The following is a 21,940-nucleotide window of genomic DNA, read 5'->3' as shown; positions in this document are numbered from 1 at the left end:
TTAATTTAATCCAGAGGCAAATAACATGGGCGGTATCAGTATTTGGCAGTTGTTAATTATTGCCGTGATCGTCGTACTTCTGTTTGGTACCAATAAGTTACGTACGCTTGGTTCCGATTTAGGTTCATCCATCAAGGGCTTTAAGAAAGCCATGAGCGATGATGAACAAAAAGAGAAAGACTCCCAGGATGCCGATTTCAATGCCAAAACTCTGGCAGATAAACCGCATACTGACGCGAAAAGCGAAGAAGTTAAGAACGATAAAGACAAGGTGTAAGCCGTGTTCGACATAGGTTTTAGTGAACTGGTATTGGTGTTCGTTATCGGGCTGGTAGTACTGGGCCCGCAGCGATTACCGGTTGCGGTCAGAACCGTGGTCGGCTGGATTCGTGCGCTGCGTTCGCTGGCATCAAGTGTGCAAAATGAACTGGCGCAAGAGTTGAAGTTGCAGGAGCTGCAAGACAGTCTGAGAAAAGTCGAGCAGGCCAGTAAAGACTCATTGTCACCTGAGCTGAAAGAGTCGATGGAAGAGCTGAAAAAAACAGCGGAGTCGATGAAGCGGACTTATCTTGGCGACAACGAAAAAGCGGATGACGAAGCCCATACCATCCACAATCCTTTGGTGAAAGATCCGAAGGAGTCTCATGAAGGCGTGACGCCTGCTGCTGCGGATGGTCAGGCCACCGCTCCCGCACAGGCTCCTGCAGCGGTGATCCCGGATGCTATGCCAGAAACGGCAGGCCAAGCGGAACCGGTCGTCAAGACTGAAACCACTGCACCCGCGCGCACTCCAGCCTCAACCACTCCTACAAGCGGTGAACGTTAAACATGGCAGTTGAAGATACCCAACCGCTGATCAGTCATCTGATAGAGCTGCGTAAGCGCCTGCTAAACTGCATTATCGCAGTGTTAGTCATCTTTCTGGCACTGGTTTATTTCTCCAATGATATCTATCAAATCGTTTCCGCACCGCTAATCAAACAGCTGCCTGCCGGTGCCAGTATGATCGCCACTGACGTTGCATCACCGTTTTTTACGCCTATCAAGCTGACGATGATTGTTTCGGTATTTATTGCGATACCGGTCATTCTGCATCAGGTGTGGGCGTTTGTTGCGCCGGCGCTTTACCGCCACGAGCGCAGGCTGGTGATGCCGTTGCTGTTTTCCAGCTCGGCGCTGTTCTATCTCGGCATGGCGTTTGCCTATTTCGTCGTCTTCCCGCTGGCGTTTGGCTTTTTTGCTAAAACTGCACCGGAAGGCGTGCTGATAGCCACTGATATTAATAACTACCTTGATTTCGTCATGGCGCTGTTTATGGCGTTTGGCGTCTCATTCGAAGTGCCTATTGCCATTGTATTGTTGTGCTGGACGGGCGTGACTACCCCGGAAGATCTGAAGGCAAAACGTCCTTATGTGCTGGTTGGTGCGTTTGTGGTCGGTATGTTACTGACGCCGCCGGACGTTCTTTCGCAAACTTTGCTCGCTATTCCGATGTACTGCCTGTTTGAAGTCGGCGTATTCTTTGGTCGGTTCTATGTAGGAAAAGGTCGTCAGGATAAGGAACAGGAATCCGAATCCTGATTATCAGGAGAACCAGGAGATTCCGGCCTTGCCGCGAGGAATTTAAAGTCATAGCCAACCGCCCGTAAGGGCGGTTACTGTTTGGAAAGAAATATGTTTGATATCGGTGTAAACCTGACCAGTACGCAGTTCTCTAAAGACCGCGAGAAGGTGGTAAAACGTGCGCGTGAGGCGGGCGTAACCGGCATCCTGATTACCGGCACCAATGCGCTGGAAAGTCAGCAGGCGCAGAGCCTGGCGCAGCTGCATCCGAATTACTGTTGGTCTACCGCCGGCGTTCATCCCCACCATGCCAGCGAATGGTCGGGCGAAACCGCCGCGACCTTACGTCGCCTGACGGAAAGTGAGCAAGTGGTGGCAATAGGTGAATGCGGACTGGATTTTAACCGCAACTTTTCTGCCCACGATCAGCAGGAGTATGCGTTTGACGCGCAGCTGGCGTTAGCCGCAGAACTGGCGATGCCGGTTTTTCTGCACTGTCGTGATGCCCATACGCGTTTCGTCGAGATTTTAAAACCGTGGATCGCGAAGCTGCCCGGTGCGGTGGTGCACTGTTTTACCGGCACCCAGCCGGAACTGGAAGAGTGCCTGGCGCTGGGTTTATCCGTCGGTATTACTGGTTGGGTATGCGATGAACGTCGCGGCCTGCAACTGCGGGAACTGTTACCGCTGATTCCGGCAGAGCGACTGCTACTGGAAACCGATGCGCCTTATCTGTTGCCCCGGGATATGAGACCACGGCCGCCATCCCGCCGCAATGAACCTTGTTTTCTGCCGCATATCGTTCAGCAGGTCGCCGCCTGGCGTGGTGAAGATGCTGAGTGGTTAGCACAGCAGACCACTAAAAATTCGCGAAATCTGTTTAATATCACTTAGAACAGGTCCCACCCATACTGGCGTTCAGGCGTTATCATTGCCGCCTGTAGCGCCTTTCACAGGAGTTTTATCTGATGAGTTTTGCTTTCCCAGGAGCCTTTCCAGGCCGCCGTCTGCGTCGCGTTCGTCGTCATGATTTCAGCCGTCGTCTGGTTGCCGAAAATCAACTGACGGTAAATGACCTGATCTATCCGGTATTTGTGATGGAAGGCCATAACAAGCAGCAGGAAGTGCCTTCGATGCCGGGTGTCTTCCGCATGACCATTGATGTGCTGGTTAAAGAAGCGGAAGTTATCGCCAAACTGGGTATCCCGGTACTGTCCCTGTTCCCGGTGATTGAAGCCGACAAGAAATCCCTGCATGCGGAAGAAGCTTATAATCCGGACGGGCTGGTGCAGCGTGCAGTGCGTGCGCTGAAAGCCGCGGTGCCAGAGCTGGGCCTGCTGACTGATGTGGCGCTCGACCCGTACACTACCCACGGTCAGGATGGCATTATCGACCAGCATGGCTACGTGATTAACGATATCAGCAAAGAGATTCTGGTACGCCAGGCTTATTCTCACGCCGAAGCCGGTGCTGAGATTCTGGCACCGAGCGACATGATGGATGGCCGTATTGGCGCGATTCGCGACCGGCTGGAGCTGGACGGTCTGGTGAATACGCAAATCATGGCTTACTCAGCGAAATATGCTTCCTGCTACTACGGCCCATTCCGCGATGCAATCGGTTCATCCGGCAATCTGAAAGGTGGCAACAAGCTGACTTATCAGATGGACCCGGCCAACAGTGACGAAGCGCTGCAGGAAATTGCTCAGGATCTGCAAGAAGGCGCAGATATGGTGATGGTGAAGCCGGGTATGCCGTATCTGGATGTGATACGCCGCGTTAAAGATAGCTTTGGCGTACCAACCTTTGCTTATCAGGTTTCTGGCGAGTATGCGATGCATATGGCGGCGATTCAGAATGGCTGGCTGGCAGAGAAACCGGCGGTGATGGAGTCACTGCTGTGCTTTAAACGCGCAGGCGCGAACGGCATTCTGACTTACTTCTCAAAACGTGTAGCCCAGTGGTTACACGATGAGCAGATGCAGCGCTAGAAAGCGGATTCAGAACGGGCGGCGATAACTGTCGCCCTGTAAATCTCGGCAGAGGTATGCTGTTGCACGACTGTTCACAGCTTATTAAACAGCTTGTTATCCACGCTGCGAACAATCTGTTTGTTCAGCAGATTAAGCAGTAACATCGAGCGCGCTTCACCATCCGGTTCGGTGAAGATGGCCTTCAGTCCTTCAAAAGTCCCGTCAATAATCAGTACTTCATCGCCCGGTTGTGGCGTCTCAGGGTCGACCATATTTTGCGGTGTTTCAGTTTGCAGCACGCTAATCACATCCTGCGGCACTGTTGCTGGCAGGGCACCAAATCGTACGAAGTGGCTAACGCCACGGGTGGCGCTAATCGTCGTGGTGTGAATGGCTTCGGGATCAAACTCAATAAAAAGATAGTTGGGGAACAGTGGCTCACTGACGGTGGTACGTTTGCCGCGCACGATCTTTTCCATGGCGATCATTGGACTAATACAGTGCACAGATTGACGCTCAAGATGCTCTTTAGCGCGCAAGAGTTGACCACGTTTGCAGTACAGTAAATACCAGGATTCCATAAGTTCACTTTCTCATAACCGGAGGCTAAGAATAACAAAACCGCTGTGTAAGTTGTAGCAGCATCGCGCGTTTTGACTGGATGGGTTATGTTACGTGATCTACGAAATATCCGAAGTTATGGCGTTAAGCCTGCGGGTGTTTAGTGGGGCGTTTGTTACGTTACGCACAATTGGAAATTGACGCGCCCGCTTCACCTGTATCAGACTCGGGGGAACAAAAACAAGCATGCCCGATGATTCAGCCTTATAATGGCCGATTCACCGGCCGTAATGATGGAAAGGCATGAAATACCACGACTTACGCGACTTCATTTCTCTGCTGGAAAAACGCGGGGAATTAAAACGAATCAGTCTTGAGATCGATCCCGAACTGGAAATGACCGAGATCGCCGATCGCACCCTGCGTGCTGGCGGCCCGGCGCTGCTGTTCGAAAATCCCAAGGGTTATGATATGCCTGTGCTTTGCAATCTGTTCGGCACGCCAAAACGCGTGGCGATGGGTATGGGCCAGGAGGATGTTGGCGCATTGCGCGAAGTCGGTAAGTTACTGGCATTTCTGAAAGAGCCTGAGCCACCAAAAGGCTTCCGCGATCTGTTTGATAAAATGCCGCAGTTCAAACAAGTGCTGAATATGCCGACCAAACGGCTGCGCAATGCGCCATGCCAGGAAGAGATCTGGCAGGGTGATGACGTGGATTTATCGCGTATTCCGGTGATGAAGTGCTGGCCGGAAGATGCCGCACCGCTGATTACCTGGGGTCTGACCGTTACGCGCGGTCCGGAAAAAGAGCGTCAAAACCTCGGTATTTATCGCCAGCAGGTCATTGGTAAAAACAAGGTGATTATGCGCTGGCTGTCTCATCGTGGCGGCGCACTTGATTTTCAGGAGTGGTGCCAGGCTCATCCCGGCGAGCGTTTCCCGGTATCGGTGGCGCTGGGTGCCGATCCTGCCACTATTTTAGGCGCGGTGACGCCGGTTCCTGATTCGCTTTCTGAATATGCCTTTGCTGGCCTGCTGCGTGGCACTAAAACCGAAGTGGTTAAGTGTATCTCCAACGATCTTGAAGTCCCTGCCAGTGCTGAGATTGTACTTGAAGGCTATATCGAAGCCGGTGAAATGGCGCCGGAAGGGCCGTATGGCGACCATACCGGTTACTATAATGAAATCGATAACTTTCCCGTTTTCACCGTAACGCACATAACGCAACGCCGTAATGCCATCTATCATTCAACCTATACTGGTCGTCCACCGGATGAACCTGCGGTGTTGGGTGTGGCATTAAACGAAGTGTTCGTGCCGATTCTGCAAAAGCAGTTTCCCGAAATTGTCGATTTCTACCTGCCGCCAGAAGGATGCTCTTATCGCCTGGCAGTAGTGACGATGAAAAAGCAGTATGCCGGACATGCCAAGCGCGTGATGATGGGCGTCTGGTCATTCCTGCGGCAGTTTATGTACACCAAGTTTGTGATTGTCTGTGATGATGATGTGAATGCGCGCGACTGGAATGATGTGATTTGGGCGATCACCACGCGTATGGACCCGGCGCGCGATACCGTGCTGGTTGAGAATACGCCTATCGATTATCTCGACTTTGCTTCACCGGTTTCCGGTCTGGGTTCAAAAATGGGTTTAGATGCCACCAATAAATGGCCTGGCGAAACGCAGCGTGAATGGGGTAGGCCGATCGTTAAAGATCCGGCGGTTACCGCACGCGTTGATGCTATTTGGGATGAGTTAGCTATTTTTAATCAATCGCCACAGCGTTAATACGCCGTAGCGAACTCATGATAATGACGACCCGACAGAGGGAACGCATGACAATATTGAGCTGTAAAGTGACCTCGGTTGAGGCTATTACCGATACTGTGTACCGAGTCCGCCTGGTGCCGGAAGCTGATTTCAGTTTCCGTGCTGGTCAGTACCTGATGGTAGTGATGGATGAGCGTGATAAGCGCCCATTCTCACTGGCTTCAACCCCGATGGAAAAAGATATTATTGAGCTGCATATCGGTGCTTCCGAGCTGAACCTGTATGCGATGGCGGTAATGGAGCGCATTCAGCAACAGCGTGAAATCACCGTTGATATTCCGCATGGCGATGCCTGGCTGCGTGAAGAGGGCGAGCGCCCACTGATCCTGATTGCCGGTGGCACCGGCTTCTCTTACGCCCGTTCAATCCTGTTGACCGCGCTGGCCGAGCAGCCGCAACGCGATATCGCCATTTATTGGGGTGGACGTGAACTGAAGCACCTGTACGATCTGGAAGAGCTGAACGCGCTGGCGGTTAAGCATCCTAATCTGAAGGTCATTCCGGTCGTTGAGCAGCCTGAAGCGGGTTGGGAAGGGCGCAACGGTACGGTATTAACTGCGGTGATGCAGGATTACGCTACGCTGAGCGAGCACGATATTTATATTGCTGGCCGTTTTGAAATGGCGAAAATTGCCCGCGATCGTTTCTGCGCCGAACGCGGTGCGCTGGAAGCGCATATGTATGGCGATGCCTTCGCGTTTATTTAAGCCCGCCGGGCAAGCCGCTGGTTTGCCCGTCAAAAACGAAAAAACCCGCCCCTGACAGGCGGGAAAAGAAACAAGTACGACAATTTCAACGTATCAGATGCGTTCGAATACCGTGGCAATACCCTGGCCGAGACCAATGCACATGGTCGCCAGACCAAATTGCGCATCACGACGCTCCATCAGATTCAGCAGTGTCGTGCTGATGCGCGCGCCGGAACAACCGAGCGGATGACCGAGCGCAATCGCGCCACCGTTCAGATTCACCTTTTCATCTATCTTATCCAGCAGGCCCAGATCCTTAATACACGGCAGCGTCTGCGCGGCAAAGGCTTCATTCAGTTCGAACAGATCGATATTGCTGACGCTCAGCCCTGCGCGTTTTAGTGCCAGTTTCGATGCCGGAACCGGGCCATAGCCCATAATGGAAGGATCGCAGCCGACGACCGCCATTGATTTAATCCGTGCGCGAGGCGTCAGGCCTAAATCTCTGGCGCGGGATTCGCTCATCACCAGCATCGCGGCAGCGCCATCAGAGAGTGCCGACGAGCTGCCGGCGGTGACAGTGCCATTTGCCGGATCAAACGCCGGGCGCAGAGCGGCCAGCCCGGCCACGTTAGTCTCCGGGCGAATAACCTCATCAAAATCATAACGCTTCAGTACGCCGTCAGCATCATGGCCGGAAGTGGCGACGATTTCATTGCGGAAATGTCCGGCCTGAGTCGCGGCCCACGCGCGCTGATGAGAGCGGGCGGCAAACTGATCCTGCATCTCACGGCTTATCTGGTGCATGCGCGCCAGCATCTCGGCGGTAAGACCCATCATGCCTGCGGCTTTGGCAACGGTGCGGCTCAGCCCGGGATGAAAATCAACACCGTGGCTCATCGGGACATGGCCCATATGTTCGACGCCGCCAATTAAGCAGGCTTGTGCATCGCCGACCATGATGGCGCGCGCCGCATCGTGCAGGGCCTGCATCGATGAACCGCACAGGCGATTAACGGTAGTGGCCGGAACATTATGTGGGATCTCAGCCAGCAGCGCCGCGTTACGCGCAATATTAAAACCTTGTTCAAGCGTCTGCTGCACACAGCCCCAATAGATATCGTCGAGTGAAGCCGCTTCCAGTGCCGGGTTGCGGCTTAACAGCGCACGCATCAAATGGGCGGAAAGATCTTCAGCGCGCACGTGGCGGAAGGCTCCACCTTTTGACCGGCCCATTGGCGTGCGGATTGCATCAACAATGACAACGTTTTCCATTATTATTTCCTCACGCGATTTTCAGGTCGGCATCGGCCATTGGTTCTGCTGGCGGATACCAGCACTCATTGCGCTGCGCTTTTGCTTCCAGGCCTGCCGGCAGCTGATACAGCGCACCGAGGCTGGCAAACTGCCGTGCCTGGTCAGCAAATTGCGCATTACCTTGCGTATCGAGATAACGGAATACGCCACCGTGGAATGGCGGAAAACCGAGACCATACACCAGCGCCATATCGGCTTCCGCCGGGCTGGCAATAATGCCTTCTTCCAGGCAACGTACTACTTCGTTAATCATCGGAATCATCATGCGCGCGATGATCTCTTCATCGCTGAATTCACGCGTTGGCTGACTGACGTTTTGCAGCAAGCTACCAACGTCGGCGTCGTCGACTTTCTTCGTTTTCCCTTTGGCATCTGTCTGCCAGCGATAAAATCCCAGCTGATTTTTCTGGCCGTAACGACCTTCATCAAATAGCACGTCGATGGCATCGCGATAATCTTTCTTCATGCGTTCAGGGAAACCGTCGGCCATCACGCTCTGCGCGTGGTGAGCGGTATCAATACCCACGACATCCAGTAACCACGCCGGGCCCATTGGCCAGCCAAACTTTTTCTCCATCACTTTATCGATCTGACGGAAGTCGGCACCGTCGCGCAGCAACAGGCTGAAACCGGCAAAATAGGGGAACAGCACGCGGTTGACGAAGAAGCCGGGGCAATCATTCACCACAATCGGTGTTTTACCCATTTTGCTGGCCCAGGCCACGACTTTAGCCAACGTGGCTTCTGAGGTTTTCTCGCCGCGAATCACTTCAACCAGCGGCATACGATGTACCGGATTAAAGAAGTGCATACCGCAGAAGTTTTCCGGACGTTGCAGGGATTTCGCCAGATAGCTGATGGGAATGGTTGAGGTATTAGAGGCGAGGATGGTGTCGTCGCGTACCTTACTTTCAGTTTCGGCCAGCACCGCGGCTTTTACTTTCGGATTCTCGACGACCGCTTCCACTACCACGTCAACCCGCTCGAAACCGTTATAGTCGAGAGTCGGCTGAATAGTGGCAATCACGCTGGCGAGTTTCATGCCGTCGATTTTTCCGCGCTCCAGCTGCTTGTTCAGCAATTTAGCCGCTTCATTTACGCCGAGATTCAGTGATTTCTGGTTAATATCTTTCATGATCACCGGCACGCCTTTTGATGCCGACTGATAGGCAATGCCGCCCCCCATAATACCAGCGCCGAGCACGGCTGCCTGCTGCGGTGTGGCAATATCGCGCGTCAGTTTTTTCGCTTTGCTTTTCAGATATTGATCGTTGAGGAAAATGCCGACCAGCGCACGGGCTTCATTTGAACGAGCCAGAGGAACAAAGGCCTGGGTTTCCAGCTTCAGCGCGGCATCGCGTGTCAGACCGGCGGCGGCTTCAATAGTTTTCACAGCGCGAATCGGTGCCGGATAGTGTTTGCCTGCGGTCTGAATAACCATGCCTTTGGCGATGGTGAAACTCATTGCGGCTTCAATTGCGCTGAGCTTCAGCGGCTCCAGCTTCGGCTGACGGCGTGCGCGCCAGCTTTGCGGCTCAGCAATGGCTTCTTTCAGCATCGCAATCGCGCCATCACGCAGCTTTTCCGTAGCCACGACGGCATCGACCAGTCCGATAGCTAATGCGCGACTGGCATCAACATCTTTGCCTGCGGCAATAATCTCCAGCGCGCTGTCCGCACCCAGCAGACGTGGCAGTCGCACCGATCCGCCAAAGCCCGGCATAATACCCAGTCTGGTTTCCGGCAGGCCGATGCGGGTATCTGGCGTGGCGATACGCAAATCGGTCGCCAGCACACATTCGCAGCCGCCGCCCAGCGCATAGCCGCTGATGGCAGCAAGGGTGGGTACCGGCAGATCTTCCAGACGGTTGAAAATTGAGTTGGCAAAATTCAGCCACTGTTCAAGCTTCTCCGCCGGAGCGGCAAACAGTGATAAGAATTCGGTAATATCGGCACCGACAATAAACGCCGGTTTGGCTGAAGTTAACAACAGACCTTTCAGGTCAGTTTGTTTTTCCAGCACGCTAATCGCTTCGCCCAGACTGGCGACAGTTTTGGTATCCAGCTTGTTGACCGAGCCAGGTGCATCAAATACCAGCTCGGCAATGCCATCATCGAGCCAGCGCAGAGAAAGGGTTTCGCCTTGGTAGAGCATGTCAGTCTCCTGAAACAGCGATAAAGGGATCTGGTCATACCAGATGATCGTGAGTGTGGGTTTGATGTTAACTATTTGCAAATGGAAGTTTGCTGATTTGCTAACAAGATCACAGCTGCGGCATAACGGCATCGTCTGCCTGGCTGTGATAAGATGCGGGCACTTTTTAGTGCGACGGAGAGAAGTAAATGGACTCACTGGTTACGCTGTATAAAGATCATATTTCTGTGCTGCAACAGCGCGCGCAGCAGGTGTTAGCGCGTTTTAAACTGGATGCGATGCTGATCCATTCCGGGGAGTTACTGACGGTTTTCCTCGACGACCATAGCTATCCCTTCAAGGTTAATCCGCAGTTCAAAGCCTGGGTGCCGGTGACACAGGTGCCTAACTGCTGGTTATGGATAGACGGTGTCAATAAGCCGAAACTGTGGTTCTGGTCGCCGGTCGATTACTGGCATAACGTCGAGCCGTTGCCACAAAGTTTCTGGACGGATGAAATCGAAATTGTTCAGCTGAAAAATGCTGATGAGATCGCACAGCTGCTGCCCGCAGCGCGCCAGAATGTCGCCTATATTGGCCCGGTGCCACAGCGTGCAACTCAGCTGGATATTCAGGCCGATCGTGTTAATCCGCAAGGCGTGCTGGATTACCTGCACTATCATCGCTCATATAAAACCGATTATGAGCTGGCCTGTATGCGCCAGGCGCAGAAGGTAGCCGTGCTCGGCCATCGCGCAGCGAAAGAAGCGTTTCTGTCCGGCATGAGTGAGTTCGATATTAACGTTGCCTACTTGTCCGCTACCGGTCATCGTGACACCGATGTACCTTATGGCAATATCGTGGCACTCAACGAACACGCTGCAGTGCTGCATTATACTCAGCTGCAACAGCAGCCACCTGAGCAGCTGCGTAGTTTCCTGCTCGATGCCGGTGCGGAATATAACGGTTACGCTGCTGACCTGACGCGTACCTATGCCGCGCAGAGCGACAGTCTGTTTGCTGAGCTGGTTAATGACCTGAACAGTGAAGAGCTGGCGCTGATCGATACGCTGAAAGCGGGCGTGCGCTATACCGAATATCATGAGCAAATGCATCAGCGCATTGCCAGACTGCTGCTTAAACATCAGTTGGTGAAAGGGCTGAGTGAAGAAGCGATGGTGAAAGAGAATCTGACCGGCCCGTTCCTGCCACACGGTTTAGGCCATCCACTGGGATTACAGGTGCATGATGTTGCCGGGTTTATGCAGGACGATCGTGGTACTCATCTGGCTGCGCCGCAGCAGTATCCTTATCTGCGCTGCACGCGGGTGCTGGAGCCGCGGATGGTGTTAACCATCGAGCCAGGCCTTTATTTTATTGATTCGTTGCTGGCTCCGTGGCGTGAAGGTAAATACAGCCAATATTTTGACTGGGAACGTATCGATAGCCTGAAACCTTATGGCGGCATTCGTATCGAAGATAATGTGGTGATTTACGATAACCGTGTGGAAAATATGACGCGCGACCTGAACCTTGCCTGATGAATGCGTATGACATTCCCGCTGAGCCGTTGAGCGTCAGTGAAGAAATCATTAAGAAAAGCCGCTTTATTACGCTGTTGGCCCATACCGACGGCGTTGAAGCGGCGCGCGCTTTCGTTCAGCAAGTTAAAAGCGAACATCCTGCGGCCCGGCATCACTGCTGGGCCTGGGTTGCCGGTGCGCCGGAAGATTCACAGCAATTGGGTTTCTCTGATGATGGTGAACCTTCTGGTACGGCAGGTAAGCCAATGCTGGCCCAGTTGATGGGAAGTCATATCGGAGAAATTACCGCAGTGGTCGTGCGCTACTACGGCGGTATTCAGCTCGGTACTGGCGGATTAGTTAAAGCGTATGGCGGCGGCGTTCAGCAAGGCTTAAAGCAGCTGTCGCGCCAGCTAAAAGTACCGATGCAGCCGTTCAGGTTAAGCTGCGACTATGCCCAACTGGCTGATATCGAAAGAATGATTAAGCGCTTTGATGGCAAAATGCTGGACAGCGAGTTTCTCGATGTGGTTTCGATCAGTCTGGCGCTACCCTATGCGCAGATTGCCGGATTTACGCAGAATCTGTCAGACTTTAGTCGGGGCGCATTGCAGCTCATCCCGATAAAACAATAATTTCCCTCTATTTGTCAGGTTAAGGAAACGGCTGAATGCATATTCGCGCCATTACCCGCATCGTCGGTTTGTTGGTCATATTGTTCTCCGGAACCATGATCGTCCCTGGTCTGGTGGCATTGATCTATCGGGACGGCGCTGGTCGTGCATTCAGTCAAACCTTCTTTATGGCATTGATTATCGGTGCCCTGCTGTGGTGGCCTAATCGCAAAGAGAAAAGTGAATTAAAGCCGCGTGAAGGCTTTTTGATTGTGGTGCTGTTCTGGACGGTACTGGGAAGCGTCGGGGCGATGCCATTTATCTTCTCCGAGCAGCCTAACCTCAGTGTGACGGATGCCTTTTTTGAATCCTTTTCCGGCCTGACCACTACAGGAGCTACCACACTGGTGGGGCTTGACTCGTTACCGAAAGCCATCCTGTTTTACCGGCAAATGTTGCAATGGCTTGGTGGTATGGGAATCATTGTGCTGGCGGTAGCCATTCTGCCGATTCTCGGCGTCGGTGGGATGCAGCTCTATCGCGCCGAAATGCCCGGGCCACTGAAAGACAATAAGATGCGCCCACGTATTGCCGAAACGGCTAAAACGCTGTGGCTGATTTACGTATTGCTGACCGTAGCCTGTGCGGTGGCATTGTGGGCGGCTGGCATGTCGCTGTTCGATGCAATTGGCCATAGCTTCTCGACTATCGCTATTGGTGGTTTTTCTACCCATGATGCCAGCATTGGCTATTTTAACAGCCCGACCATCAACACTATTATTGCCATTTTTCTGTTGATTTCGGGTTGTAACTACGGTCTGCACTTCTCTTTACTCAGTGGCCGTAACCTTCGGGTCTACTGGCGTGATCCTGAGTTCCGTATGTTTATCGGCGTGCAGTTGACGCTGGTGGTAGTCTGTACTCTGGTGCTGTGGTTCCATGACGTTTATCAGACCGGTTTGCAGACGCTGAACCAGGCATTTTTCCAGGTGGTATCAATGGCGACCACCGCCGGTTTCACTACTGACAGCATTGCGCGCTGGCCACTGTTTTTACCGGTGCTGTTGCTGTGTTCTGCTTTTATTGGTGGCTGTGCCGGTTCAACTGGTGGTGGCCTGAAGGTCATTCGTATCCTGCTGCTGTTTAAGCAAGGCTCGCGCGAACTGAAAAGACTGGTGCACCCTAATGCGGTTTACACCATTAAACTGGGTAACCGTGCCTTGCCCGAGCGTATCCTGGAAGCGGTATGGGGATTCTTCTCAGCCTATGCGCTGGTATTTATCCTTAGTATGCTGGCAATCATTGCCACTGGCGTTGACGATTTCTCCGCATTTGCGGCGGTAGCGGCTACGCTTAATAACCTTGGCCCAGGGCTGGGTGTGGTGGCCGATAACTTCACGTCGATGAATGACGTGGCGAAATGGATTTTGATTGTAACGATGCTGTTTGGGCGTCTTGAAGTATTCACGTTACTGGTGCTGTTTACCCCGACCTTCTGGCGTGAATAATAACAACGAGTAAAACCTATGAAAGCGCTAATTCTTTTTTCCAGCCGTGAAGGCCAGACGCGTGAAATTGCCTCTTATATCGCTAACAGTATAAAAGAGGAGATGGAGTGTGACATTTTCAATATTCTGCGTGTCGAAGAGATCAACTGGTCGCAGTACGATCGGGTGCTAATCGGCGCATCAATCCGCTACGGTCATTTCCATCCGATGGTAGCGAAATTCGTTAAGCGTCACTTGCCGGAATTACAGCAACGCGTCAGCGGTTTCTTCTCGGTCAATCTGACCGCGCGGAAAGCTGAGAAGCGCACACCGCAAACTAATGCCTACACCCGCAAGTTTCTGCTGCATTCTCCCTGGCAGCCAGATTGCTGTGCGGTATTCGCTGGTGCGCTGCGTTACCCGCGATATCGTTGGTTCGATCGGACGATGATTCAGCTTATTATGCGCATGACCGGCGGCGAAACTGACACAACTAAAGAAGTGGAATATACCGACTGGGCACAAGTGGGCCGTTTTGCTCACGAATTCGCTCATTTACCCGGCAAAGTGCAGTAAAAAAACGCGCTTTGTTGAAAATTAAATCGGTCAGAATGTTTTTTCTAATAAACACTTGTCACCCGTCGGAAACTCCCTATAATGCGCCTCCATCGACACGGAACAACGGCTTACCAGCCACGGTGTTGAGAGGTTCAGGAAGTTCTGAACCGCCGGAGAAAAACTTCTGAAAAAGAGGTTGACTCTGAAGGAGGAAAGCGTAATATACGCCACCTCGCAACAGCAAGCCAAATCGCTGATTGCACTGCTCTTTAACAATTTATCAGACAATCTGTGTGGGCACTCGCAGGGTTGATATCGCAAACCATCTTCGGATGGAAAAAATTTGAAATATCAAGTCTCAAGAGTGACTACTATATTCATTACGAATAACAGTTTTAATTCTTTGAGCATCAAGCTTTTTAATTGAAGAGTTTGATCATGGCTCAGATTGAACGCTGGCGGCAGGCCTAACACATGCAAGTCGAACGGTAGCACAGGGGAGCTTGCTCCCTGGGTGACGAGTGGCGGACGGGTGAGTAATGTCTGGGGATCTGCCCGATGGAGGGGGATAACTACTGGAAACGGTAGCTAATACCGCATAACGTCGCAAGACCAAAGTGGGGGACCTTCGGGCCTCACACCATCGGATGAACCCAGATGGGATTAGCTAGTAGGTGGGGTAACGGCTCACCTAGGCGACGATCCCTAGCTGGTCTGAGAGGATGACCAGCCACACTGGAACTGAGACACGGTCCAGACTCCTACGGGAGGCAGCAGTGGGGAATATTGCACAATGGGCGCAAGCCTGATGCAGCCATGCCGCGTGTATGAAGAAGGCCTTCGGGTTGTAAAGTACTTTCAGCGGGGAGGAAGGGATGAGGGTTAATAACCTTCGTCATTGACGTTACCCGCAGAAGAAGCACCGGCTAACTCCGTGCCAGCAGCCGCGGTAATACGGAGGGTGCAAGCGTTAATCGGAATTACTGGGCGTAAAGCGCACGCAGGCGGTTTGTTAAGTCAGATGTGAAATCCCCGGGCTCAACCTGGGAACTGCATTTGAAACTGGCAAGCTTGAGTCTCGTAGAGGGGGGTAGAATTCCAGGTGTAGCGGTGAAATGCGTAGAGATCTGGAGGAATACCGGTGGCGAAGGCGGCCCCCTGGACGAAGACTGACGCTCAGGTGCGAAAGCGTGGGGAGCAAACAGGATTAGATACCCTGGTAGTCCACGCCGTAAACGATGTCGACTTGGAGGTTGTGCCCTTGAGGCGTGGCTTCCGGAGCTAACGCGTTAAGTCGACCGCCTGGGGAGTACGGCCGCAAGGTTAAAACTCAAATGAATTGACGGGGGCCCGCACAAGCGGTGGAGCATGTGGTTTAATTCGATGCAACGCGAAGAACCTTACCTGGCCTTGACATCCACGGAATTCGGCAGAGATGCCTTAGTGCCTTCGGGAACCGTGAGACAGGTGCTGCATGGCTGTCGTCAGCTCGTGTTGTGAAATGTTGGGTTAAGTCCCGCAACGAGCGCAACCCTTATCCTTTGTTGCCAGCGAGTAATGTCGGGAACTCAAAGGAGACTGCCGGTGATAAACCGGAGGAAGGTGGGGATGACGTCAAGTCATCATGGCCCTTACGGCCAGGGCTACACACGTGCTACAATGGCGCATACAAAGAGAAGCGACCTCGCGAGAGCAAGCGGACCTCATAAAGTGCGTCGTAGTCCGGATCGGAGTCTGCAACTCGACTCCGTGAAGTCGGAATCGCTAGTAATCGTAGATCAGAATGCTACGGTGAATACGTTCCCGGGCCTTGTACACACCGCCCGTCACACCATGGGAGTGGGTTGCAAAAGAAGTAGGTAGCTTAACCTTCGGGAGGGCGCTTACCACTTTGTGATTCATGACTGGGGTGAAGTCGTAACAAGGTAACCGTAGGGGAACCTGCGGTTGGATCACCTCCTTACCTATGTGAAGATACCCGCGTAGTGCCCACACAGATTGTCTGATAGAAATTAACGAGCAAAAGAACCACAGAGTCCCCATCGTCTAGAGGCCCAGGACACTGCCCTTTCACGGCTGTAACAGGGGTTCGAATCCCCTTGGGGACGCCATACTCTGATAACGAAGTGAAAGACGTTATCAAAAAATATCTTAAAGCTGACTTTCGAGTCAGGTTTTAAGATATTGCTCTTTAACAATCCGGAACAAGCTGAAAATTGAAACGACGCGTCGTCTCATTTCTCCGTAATAAGAAATGAATCGCGATGTGTTCGAGTCTCTCAAATGCTTACAACCGCAGTGGAAACACTTGTGGGTTGTGAGGTTAAGCGACTAAGCGTACACGGTGGATGCCCTGGCAGTCAGAGGCGATGAAGGGCGTGCTAATCTGCGATAAGCGACGGTAAGCCGATATGAGGCGCTACAACCGTCGATACCCGAATGGGGAAACCCAATGCAATTCGTTGCATTATCATTAAGTGAATACATAGCTTAATGAGGCGAACCTGGGGAACTGAAACATCTAAGTACCCAGAGGAAAAGAAATCAACCGAGATTCCCCCAGTAGCGGCGAGCGAACGGGGAACAGCCCAGAACCTGAATCAGTTTGTGCAGCAGTGGAAGCCTCTGGAAAGTGGCGCGATACAGGGTGATAGCCCCGTACACGAAGCTGCACTTGCTGTGAGTTCGATGAGTAGGGCGGGACACGTGACATCCTGTCTGAATATGGGGGGACCATCCTCCAAGGCTAAATACTCCTGACTGACCGATAGTGAACCAGTACCGTGAGGGAAAGGCGAAAAGAACCCCGGCGAGGGGAGTGAAACAGAACCTGAAACCGTGTACGTACAAGCAGTGGGAGCCTTGATTTATCAGGGTGACTGCGTACCTTTTGTATAATGGGTCAGCGACTTATATTCTGTAGCAAGGTTAACCGTATAGGGGAGCCGCAGGGAAACCGAGTCTTAACTGGGCGTTAAGTTGCAGGGTATAGACCCGAAACCCGGTGATCTAGCCATGGGCAGGTTGAAGGTTGGGTAACACTAACTGGAGGACCGAACCGACTAATGTTGAAAAATTAGCGGATGACTTGTGGCTGGGGGTGAAAGGCCAATCAAACCGGGAGATAGCTGGTTCTCCCCGAAAGCTATTTAGGTAGCGCCTCGTGAACTCATCTCCGGGGGTAGAGCACTGTTTCGGCTAGGGGGCCATCCCGGCTTACCAACCCGATGCAAACTGCGAATACCGGAGAATGTTATCACGGGAGACACACGGCGGGTGCTAACGTCCGTCGTGAAGAGGGAAACAACCCAGACCGCCAGCTAAGGTCCCAAAGTCATGGTTAAGTGGGAAACGATGTGGGAAGGCACAGACAGCCAGGATGTTGGCTTAGAAGCAGCCATCATTTAAAGAAAGCGTAATAGCTCACTGGTCGAGTCGGCCTGCGCGGAAGATGTAACGGGGCTAAACCATGCACCGAAGCTGCGGCAGCGACACTATGTGTTGTTGGGTAGGGGAGCGTTCTGTAAGCCGTCGAAGGTGGACTGTGAGGTCTGCTGGAGGTATCAGAAGTGCGAATGCTGACATAAGTAACGATAAAGCGGGTGAAAAGCCCGCTCGCCGGAAGACCAAGGGTTCCTGTCCAACGTTAATCGGGGCAGGGTGAGTCGACCCCTAAGGCGAGGCTGAAAAGCGTAGTCGATGGGAAACAGGTTAATATTCCTGTACTTGGTGTTACTGCGAAGGGGGGACGGAGAAGGCTAGGTTATCCGGGCGACGGTTGTCCCGGTTTAAGCGTGTAGGCTTGCATTCCAGGCAAATCCGGAATGCTTTAAGGCTGAGGCGTGATGACGAGCCACCACGGTGGTGAAGTAACTGATGCCATGCTTCCAGGAAAAGCCTCTAAGCTCCAGGTAACACGAAATCGTACCCCAAACCGACACAGGTGGTCAGGTAGAGAATACCAAGGCGCTTGAGAGAACTCGGGTGAAGGAACTAGGCAAAATGGTGCCGTAACTTCGGGAGAAGGCACGCTGGCGCGTAGGTGAAGGGACTTGCTCCCGGAGCTGAAGCCAGTCGAAGATACCAGCTGGCTGCAACTGTTTATTAAAAACACAGCACTGTGCAAACACGAAAGTGGACGTATACGGTGTGACGCCTGCCCGGTGCCGGAAGGTTAATTGATGGGGTTATCCGCAAGGAGAAGCTCTTGATCGAAGCCCCGGTAAACGGCGGCCGTAACTATAACGGTCCTAAGGTAGCGAAATTCCTTGTCGGGTAAGTTCCGACCTGCACGAATGGCGTAATGATGGCCAGGCTGTCTCCACCCGAGACTCAGTGAAATTGAACTCGCTGTGAAGATGCAGTGTACCCGCGGCAAGACGGAAAGACCCCGTGAACCTTTACTACAGCTTGACACTGAACATTGAGCCTTGATGTGTAGGATAGGTGGGAGGCTTTGAAGCGTGGACGCCAGTCTGCGTGGAGCCAACCTTGAAATACCACCCTTTAATGTTTGATGTTCTAACCTGGCGCCGTAATCCGGCGTGGGGACAGTGTCTGGTGGGTAGTTTGACTGGGGCGGTCTCCTCCTAAAGAGTAACGGAGGAGCACGAAGGTCAGCTAATCACGGTCGGACATCGTGAGGTTAGTGCAATGGCATAAGCTGGCTTGACTGCGAGAGTGACGGCTCGAGCAGGTGCGAAAGCAGGTCATAGTGATCCGGTGGTTCTGAATGGAAGGGCCATCGCTCAACGGATAAAAGGTACTCCGGGGATAACAGGCTGATACCGCCCAAGAGTTCATATCGACGGCGGTGTTTGGCACCTCGATGTCGGCTCATCACATCCTGGGGCTGAAGTAGGTCCCAAGGGTACGGCTGTTCGCCGTTTAAAGTGGTACGCGAGCTGGGTTTAGAACGTCGTGAGACAGTTCGGTCCCTATCTGCCGTGGGCGCTGGAGAATTGAGAGGGGCTGCTCCTAGTACGAGAGGACCGGAGTGGACGCATCACTGGTGTTCGGGTTGTCATGCCAATGGCATTGCCCGGTAGCTAAATGCGGAAAAGATAAGCGCTGAAAGCATCTAAGCGCGAAACTTGCCTCGAGATGAATTCTCCCTGACTCCTTGAGGGTCCTGAAGGGACGTTGAAGACTACGACGTTGATAGGCCGGGTGTGTAAGCGCAGCGATGCGTTGAGCTAACCGGTACTAATGACCCGTGAGGCTTAACCTTACAACGCCAGAAGTGTTTTGGTGGTTGTGAAGTGAGAGAACCATCAATATTCAGCTTGTTCGAAACGGATTGATTCGCGTGGCCTGCAGGGGCGGCGCGGATAACAGAATTTGCCTGGCGGCTTTAGCGCGGTGGTCCCACCTGACCCCATGCCGAACTCAGAAGTGAAACGCCGTAGCGCCGATGGTAGTGTGGGGTCTCCCCATGCGAGAGTAGGGAACTGCCAGGCATCAAATTGCGATAACCCCCAGCGTAAGCTGGGGGTTTTTTGCGTTTAAAGCCCCTGAAAATCCTCTTCTATGCTGTGATAACAGCATCTCATTCATCATTTTTTCCATTAAAAACCCTGACAATCGGGTAAACTGTGCGCAGATAAATCAGTAAAGGCTCAGTCATGTCCCGCGATATCAATTCACTAAAGCCCTTTAATACCTTTGGAATCGACGCAAATGCCAGGAAAATCATCCTTGCTGAAACCGCGGAGCAGCTCTCTGAAGCATGGCACGAGAGTCGAAGTGCTGCCGTCCCTTTTTTGTTACTTGGAGAGGGCAGCAATGTGCTTTTTCTGGAGTGCTTTGCGGGAATAGTTGCGGTTAACCGATTGAAAGGTATCAAAGTTACTGAGGATGATGATGCCTGGTTATTGCATGTGGCTGCCGGCGAGAACTGGCATGCTCTGGTCGAGTACAGCCTGAAGAATGGTTTCTCTGGTCTGGAGAATCTGGCGCTGATCCCGGGTTGTGTAGGTTCTGCTCCAATCCAGAATATCGGTGCTTATGGCGTCGAATTGAATCAAATCTGCGATTACGTTGATGTGCTGAATCTCAATAGTGGAGAAATTGAGCACATCCCTGCCGAAGCGTGTCAGTTTGGTTATCGCGATAGTGTATTTAAACATCACTATCGCGAGGGCTATGCCATCGTCGCAGTTGGTTTACGTTTGAAAAAGGCCTGGAAGCCTGTCATGACCTATGGTGATTTAACCCGGTTGGATCCATCGACGGTTACTCCACAGGAAATTTTTGACAGCGTATGTAACATGCGTCGCAGTAAGCTTCCCGATCCGCAGGTTACGGGTAATGCGGGAAGCTTTTTTAAAAACCCGGTAGTAAGCCCTGAACAAGCTGCTGGGATTGCCAGTGAATTTCCACAGGTCCCTCAGTATTTGCAGACCGATGGTCAGGTGAAACTGGCGGCTGGCTGGCTGATCGATCAATGCGATCTTAAAGGATATTGCAAAGGTGGGGCGGCGGTACATCGTCAGCAGGCACTGGTAATTATCAATCAGCAGCAGGCAACGGCTGAGGATATCGTCGCCTTAGCCCATGATATTCGTCAGCGTGTCGGTGATAAATTTGATGTCTGGCTCGAACCTGAAGTGCGTTTTATTGGAGCCACCGGCGAGAAAAATGCTGTCGAGGTGATCGCATGAGAGATAATACCGTACCCTTAGCACTGGTCAGCATCTTAGCTGATGGTGAATTCCATTCTGGCGAACAACTCGGTGAAACGCTGGGAATGAGTCGTGCGGCGATCAATAAACATATCCAGACTCTAAAAGACTGGGGGCTGGATGTTTTTACTGTGACCGGAAAAGGCTACAGTCTTGCTGCGCCGATCCAGTTACTTAATGAAGAAAGCATTGCTCTACAACTGGATAAACACCGTGTTTCAGTGATCCCGGTAATTGATTCAACTAATCAGTATCTGCTGGATCGTATGGACTCATTGCAGTCTGGTGATGCTTGTGTGGCGGAATATCAACAAGCTGGTCGTGGCCGTCGCGGTCGTCAGTGGTTTTCCCCTTTTGGTTCTAATCTCTACTTATCAATGTTCTGGCGCCTGGAGCAGGGCCCTGCTGCCGCTATGGGGCTGAGTCTGGTTATCGGTATTGTCATGGCGGAAGTGCTTCAGGAGCTGGGTGCCGAAGATGTCAGAGTAAAATGGCCTAACGATCTTTATTTACAGGATCGTAAACTGGCTGGCATTCTGGTGGAACTGACGGGAAAAACGGGTGATGCAGCTAATCTGGTGATTGGTGCCGGTATAAATCTGGCAATGCGTTTACCTGATGCATCAGTGGTAAATCAGGGCTGGATCAATCTGCAAGAAGCCGGTATCAATATTGATCGCAATGCGTTGACGGCAATGCTGGTGAATAAACTGCGCCGTACACTGCTGGACTTTGAACGTGACGGACTGGCTCCGTTTCTTCAACGCTGGGCAGCACTGGATAACTTCATCAATCGACCGGTTAAATTACTGATAGGCGATCGTGAGGTGTTGGGAATTGCGCGCGGTATTGATCAGCAGGGTGGATTATTACTGGAGCAGGACGGCGTGACTAAATCCTGGGTAGGAGGGGAGATCTCGCTCCGACCACAACTGTAGGACCGACCCAACTGGAGGCTCTTCAGCCTCCAGTGAATGAAAGTCGCAACAGGTAGTTTTGCCGCCAAAA

At 52.5% G+C, this 21,940-nt stretch carries 16 protein-coding genes, 1 tRNA gene and 3 rRNA genes; 17 read left to right on the top strand and 3 right to left on the bottom strand.

Annotated features, from left to right (window positions below):
* Positions 1–25 precede the first annotated feature (25 nt).
* The 5 genes from tatA (at position 26) to hemB (ending at position 3,554) form a co-directional block, all read left to right on the top strand.
* Complete coding sequence (gene tatA / locus RIN69_RS21170; protein ID WP_313854356.1) at positions 26–277, top strand: Sec-independent protein translocase subunit TatA; 252 nt, start codon at positions 26–28, stop codon at positions 275–277.
* A gap of 3 nt (positions 278–280) precedes the next feature.
* On the top strand, positions 281–826 hold the full coding sequence (tatB, locus tag RIN69_RS21165; protein ID WP_313854355.1) for a Sec-independent protein translocase protein TatB: 546 nt from the start codon (positions 281–283) through the stop codon (positions 824–826).
* 2 nt (positions 827–828) lie between these two features.
* A complete protein-coding gene (gene tatC, locus RIN69_RS21160) occupies positions 829–1,581 on the top strand; it encodes a Sec-independent protein translocase subunit TatC (protein ID WP_313854353.1) in 753 nt (250 codons plus the stop codon).
* A 93-nt stretch (positions 1,582–1,674) separates the two neighbouring features.
* The gene (gene tatD, locus RIN69_RS21155; protein WP_313854351.1) at positions 1,675–2,457 is read left to right on the top strand and encodes a 3'-5' ssDNA/RNA exonuclease TatD; all 783 of its coding nucleotides are present in this window, start codon (positions 1,675–1,677) and stop codon (positions 2,455–2,457) included.
* A 74-nt stretch (positions 2,458–2,531) separates the two neighbouring features.
* A complete protein-coding gene (gene hemB / locus RIN69_RS21150; protein WP_313854349.1) occupies positions 2,532–3,554 on the top strand; it encodes a porphobilinogen synthase in 1,023 nt (340 codons plus the stop codon).
* 74 nt (positions 3,555–3,628) lie between these two features.
* On the opposite strand, the gene rfaH is transcribed toward hemB, so the two are convergent.
* The gene (gene rfaH, locus RIN69_RS21145; RefSeq protein WP_313854348.1) at positions 3,629–4,117 is read right to left on the bottom strand and encodes a transcription/translation regulatory transformer protein RfaH; all 489 of its coding nucleotides are present in this window, start codon (positions 4,115–4,117) and stop codon (positions 3,629–3,631) included.
* Between the two features lie 283 nt (positions 4,118–4,400).
* Between rfaH and ubiD the strand changes: the two genes are divergently transcribed.
* On the top strand, positions 4,401–5,885 hold the full coding sequence (gene ubiD, locus RIN69_RS21140; RefSeq protein WP_313854346.1) for a 4-hydroxy-3-polyprenylbenzoate decarboxylase: 1,485 nt from the start codon (positions 4,401–4,403) through the stop codon (positions 5,883–5,885).
* Positions 5,886–5,932: 47 nt separating this feature from the next.
* A complete protein-coding gene (gene fre, locus RIN69_RS21135) occupies positions 5,933–6,634 on the top strand; it encodes an NAD(P)H-flavin reductase (RefSeq protein WP_313854344.1) in 702 nt (233 codons plus the stop codon).
* Positions 6,635–6,727: 93 nt separating this feature from the next.
* Here the strand turns inward: fre and fadA are convergent, their stop codons facing one another.
* Positions 6,728–7,891, bottom strand: coding sequence for an acetyl-CoA C-acyltransferase FadA (gene fadA, locus RIN69_RS21130; RefSeq protein ID WP_313854343.1), 1,164 nt, complete (start codon positions 7,889–7,891; stop codon positions 6,728–6,730).
* A gap of 10 nt (positions 7,892–7,901) precedes the next feature.
* Positions 7,902–10,088, bottom strand: coding sequence for a fatty acid oxidation complex subunit alpha FadB (gene fadB / locus RIN69_RS21125; RefSeq protein WP_313854342.1), 2,187 nt, complete (start codon positions 10,086–10,088; stop codon positions 7,902–7,904).
* Between the two features lie 188 nt (positions 10,089–10,276).
* Here fadB and pepQ point away from each other — a divergent pair, with 188 nt between their 5' ends.
* The 10 genes from pepQ to birA all read left to right on the top strand — a co-directional run bounded on the left by pepQ (position 10,277) and on the right by birA (position 21,870).
* Positions 10,277–11,608 (top strand): Xaa-Pro dipeptidase, encoded by a 1,332-nt coding sequence (gene pepQ, locus RIN69_RS21120; protein ID WP_313854341.1) that lies wholly within the window; start codon positions 10,277–10,279, stop codon positions 11,606–11,608.
* On the top strand, positions 11,608–12,225 hold the full coding sequence (locus RIN69_RS21115; RefSeq protein WP_313854340.1) for an IMPACT family protein: 618 nt from the start codon (positions 11,608–11,610) through the stop codon (positions 12,223–12,225). Before pepQ ends, RIN69_RS21115 begins: the two co-directional genes overlap by 1 nt.
* A 35-nt stretch (positions 12,226–12,260) precedes the next feature.
* Positions 12,261–13,712 carry a Trk system potassium transporter TrkH gene (gene trkH / locus RIN69_RS21110; RefSeq protein ID WP_313854339.1) on the top strand — a complete coding sequence of 484 codons (1,452 nt, stop codon included), beginning with the start codon at positions 12,261–12,263 and terminating at the stop codon, positions 13,710–13,712.
* Between the two features lie 18 nt (positions 13,713–13,730).
* On the top strand, positions 13,731–14,267 hold the full coding sequence (gene hemG / locus RIN69_RS21105) for a menaquinone-dependent protoporphyrinogen IX dehydrogenase (protein ID WP_313854338.1): 537 nt from the start codon (positions 13,731–13,733) through the stop codon (positions 14,265–14,267).
* 402 nt (positions 14,268–14,669) lie between these two features.
* A 16S ribosomal RNA gene (locus RIN69_RS21100) occupies positions 14,670–16,212 on the top strand.
* 72 nt (positions 16,213–16,284) lie between these two features.
* A tRNA-Glu gene (locus RIN69_RS21095) sits at positions 16,285–16,360 on the top strand.
* 210 nt (positions 16,361–16,570) lie between these two features.
* Positions 16,571–19,479 (top strand): 23S ribosomal RNA (locus RIN69_RS21090).
* Between the two features lie 113 nt (positions 19,480–19,592).
* Positions 19,593–19,708: ribosomal RNA gene (rrf, locus tag RIN69_RS21085) — 5S ribosomal RNA — on the top strand.
* The 16S, 23S and 5S rRNA genes sit together here with 1 tRNA gene alongside, the layout of an rRNA operon.
* Positions 19,709–19,873: 165 nt before the next feature.
* A complete protein-coding gene (gene murB / locus RIN69_RS21080; RefSeq protein ID WP_390902468.1) occupies positions 19,874–20,911 on the top strand; it encodes a UDP-N-acetylmuramate dehydrogenase in 1,038 nt (345 codons plus the stop codon).
* A complete protein-coding gene (gene birA / locus RIN69_RS21075; protein WP_313854337.1) occupies positions 20,908–21,870 on the top strand; it encodes a bifunctional biotin--[acetyl-CoA-carboxylase] ligase/biotin operon repressor BirA in 963 nt (320 codons plus the stop codon). Before murB ends, birA begins: the two co-directional genes overlap by 4 nt.
* Positions 21,871–21,940: the final 70 nt, after the last annotated feature.

The sequence above is a fragment of the Winslowiella toletana genome, assembly GCF_032164335.1.
Taxonomy (GTDB): domain Bacteria; phylum Pseudomonadota; class Gammaproteobacteria; order Enterobacterales; family Enterobacteriaceae; genus Erwinia; species Erwinia toletana_A.
Note: the sequence above shows the minus strand (reverse complement) of the source record. Positions and strands in the feature narration are given on the sequence as shown.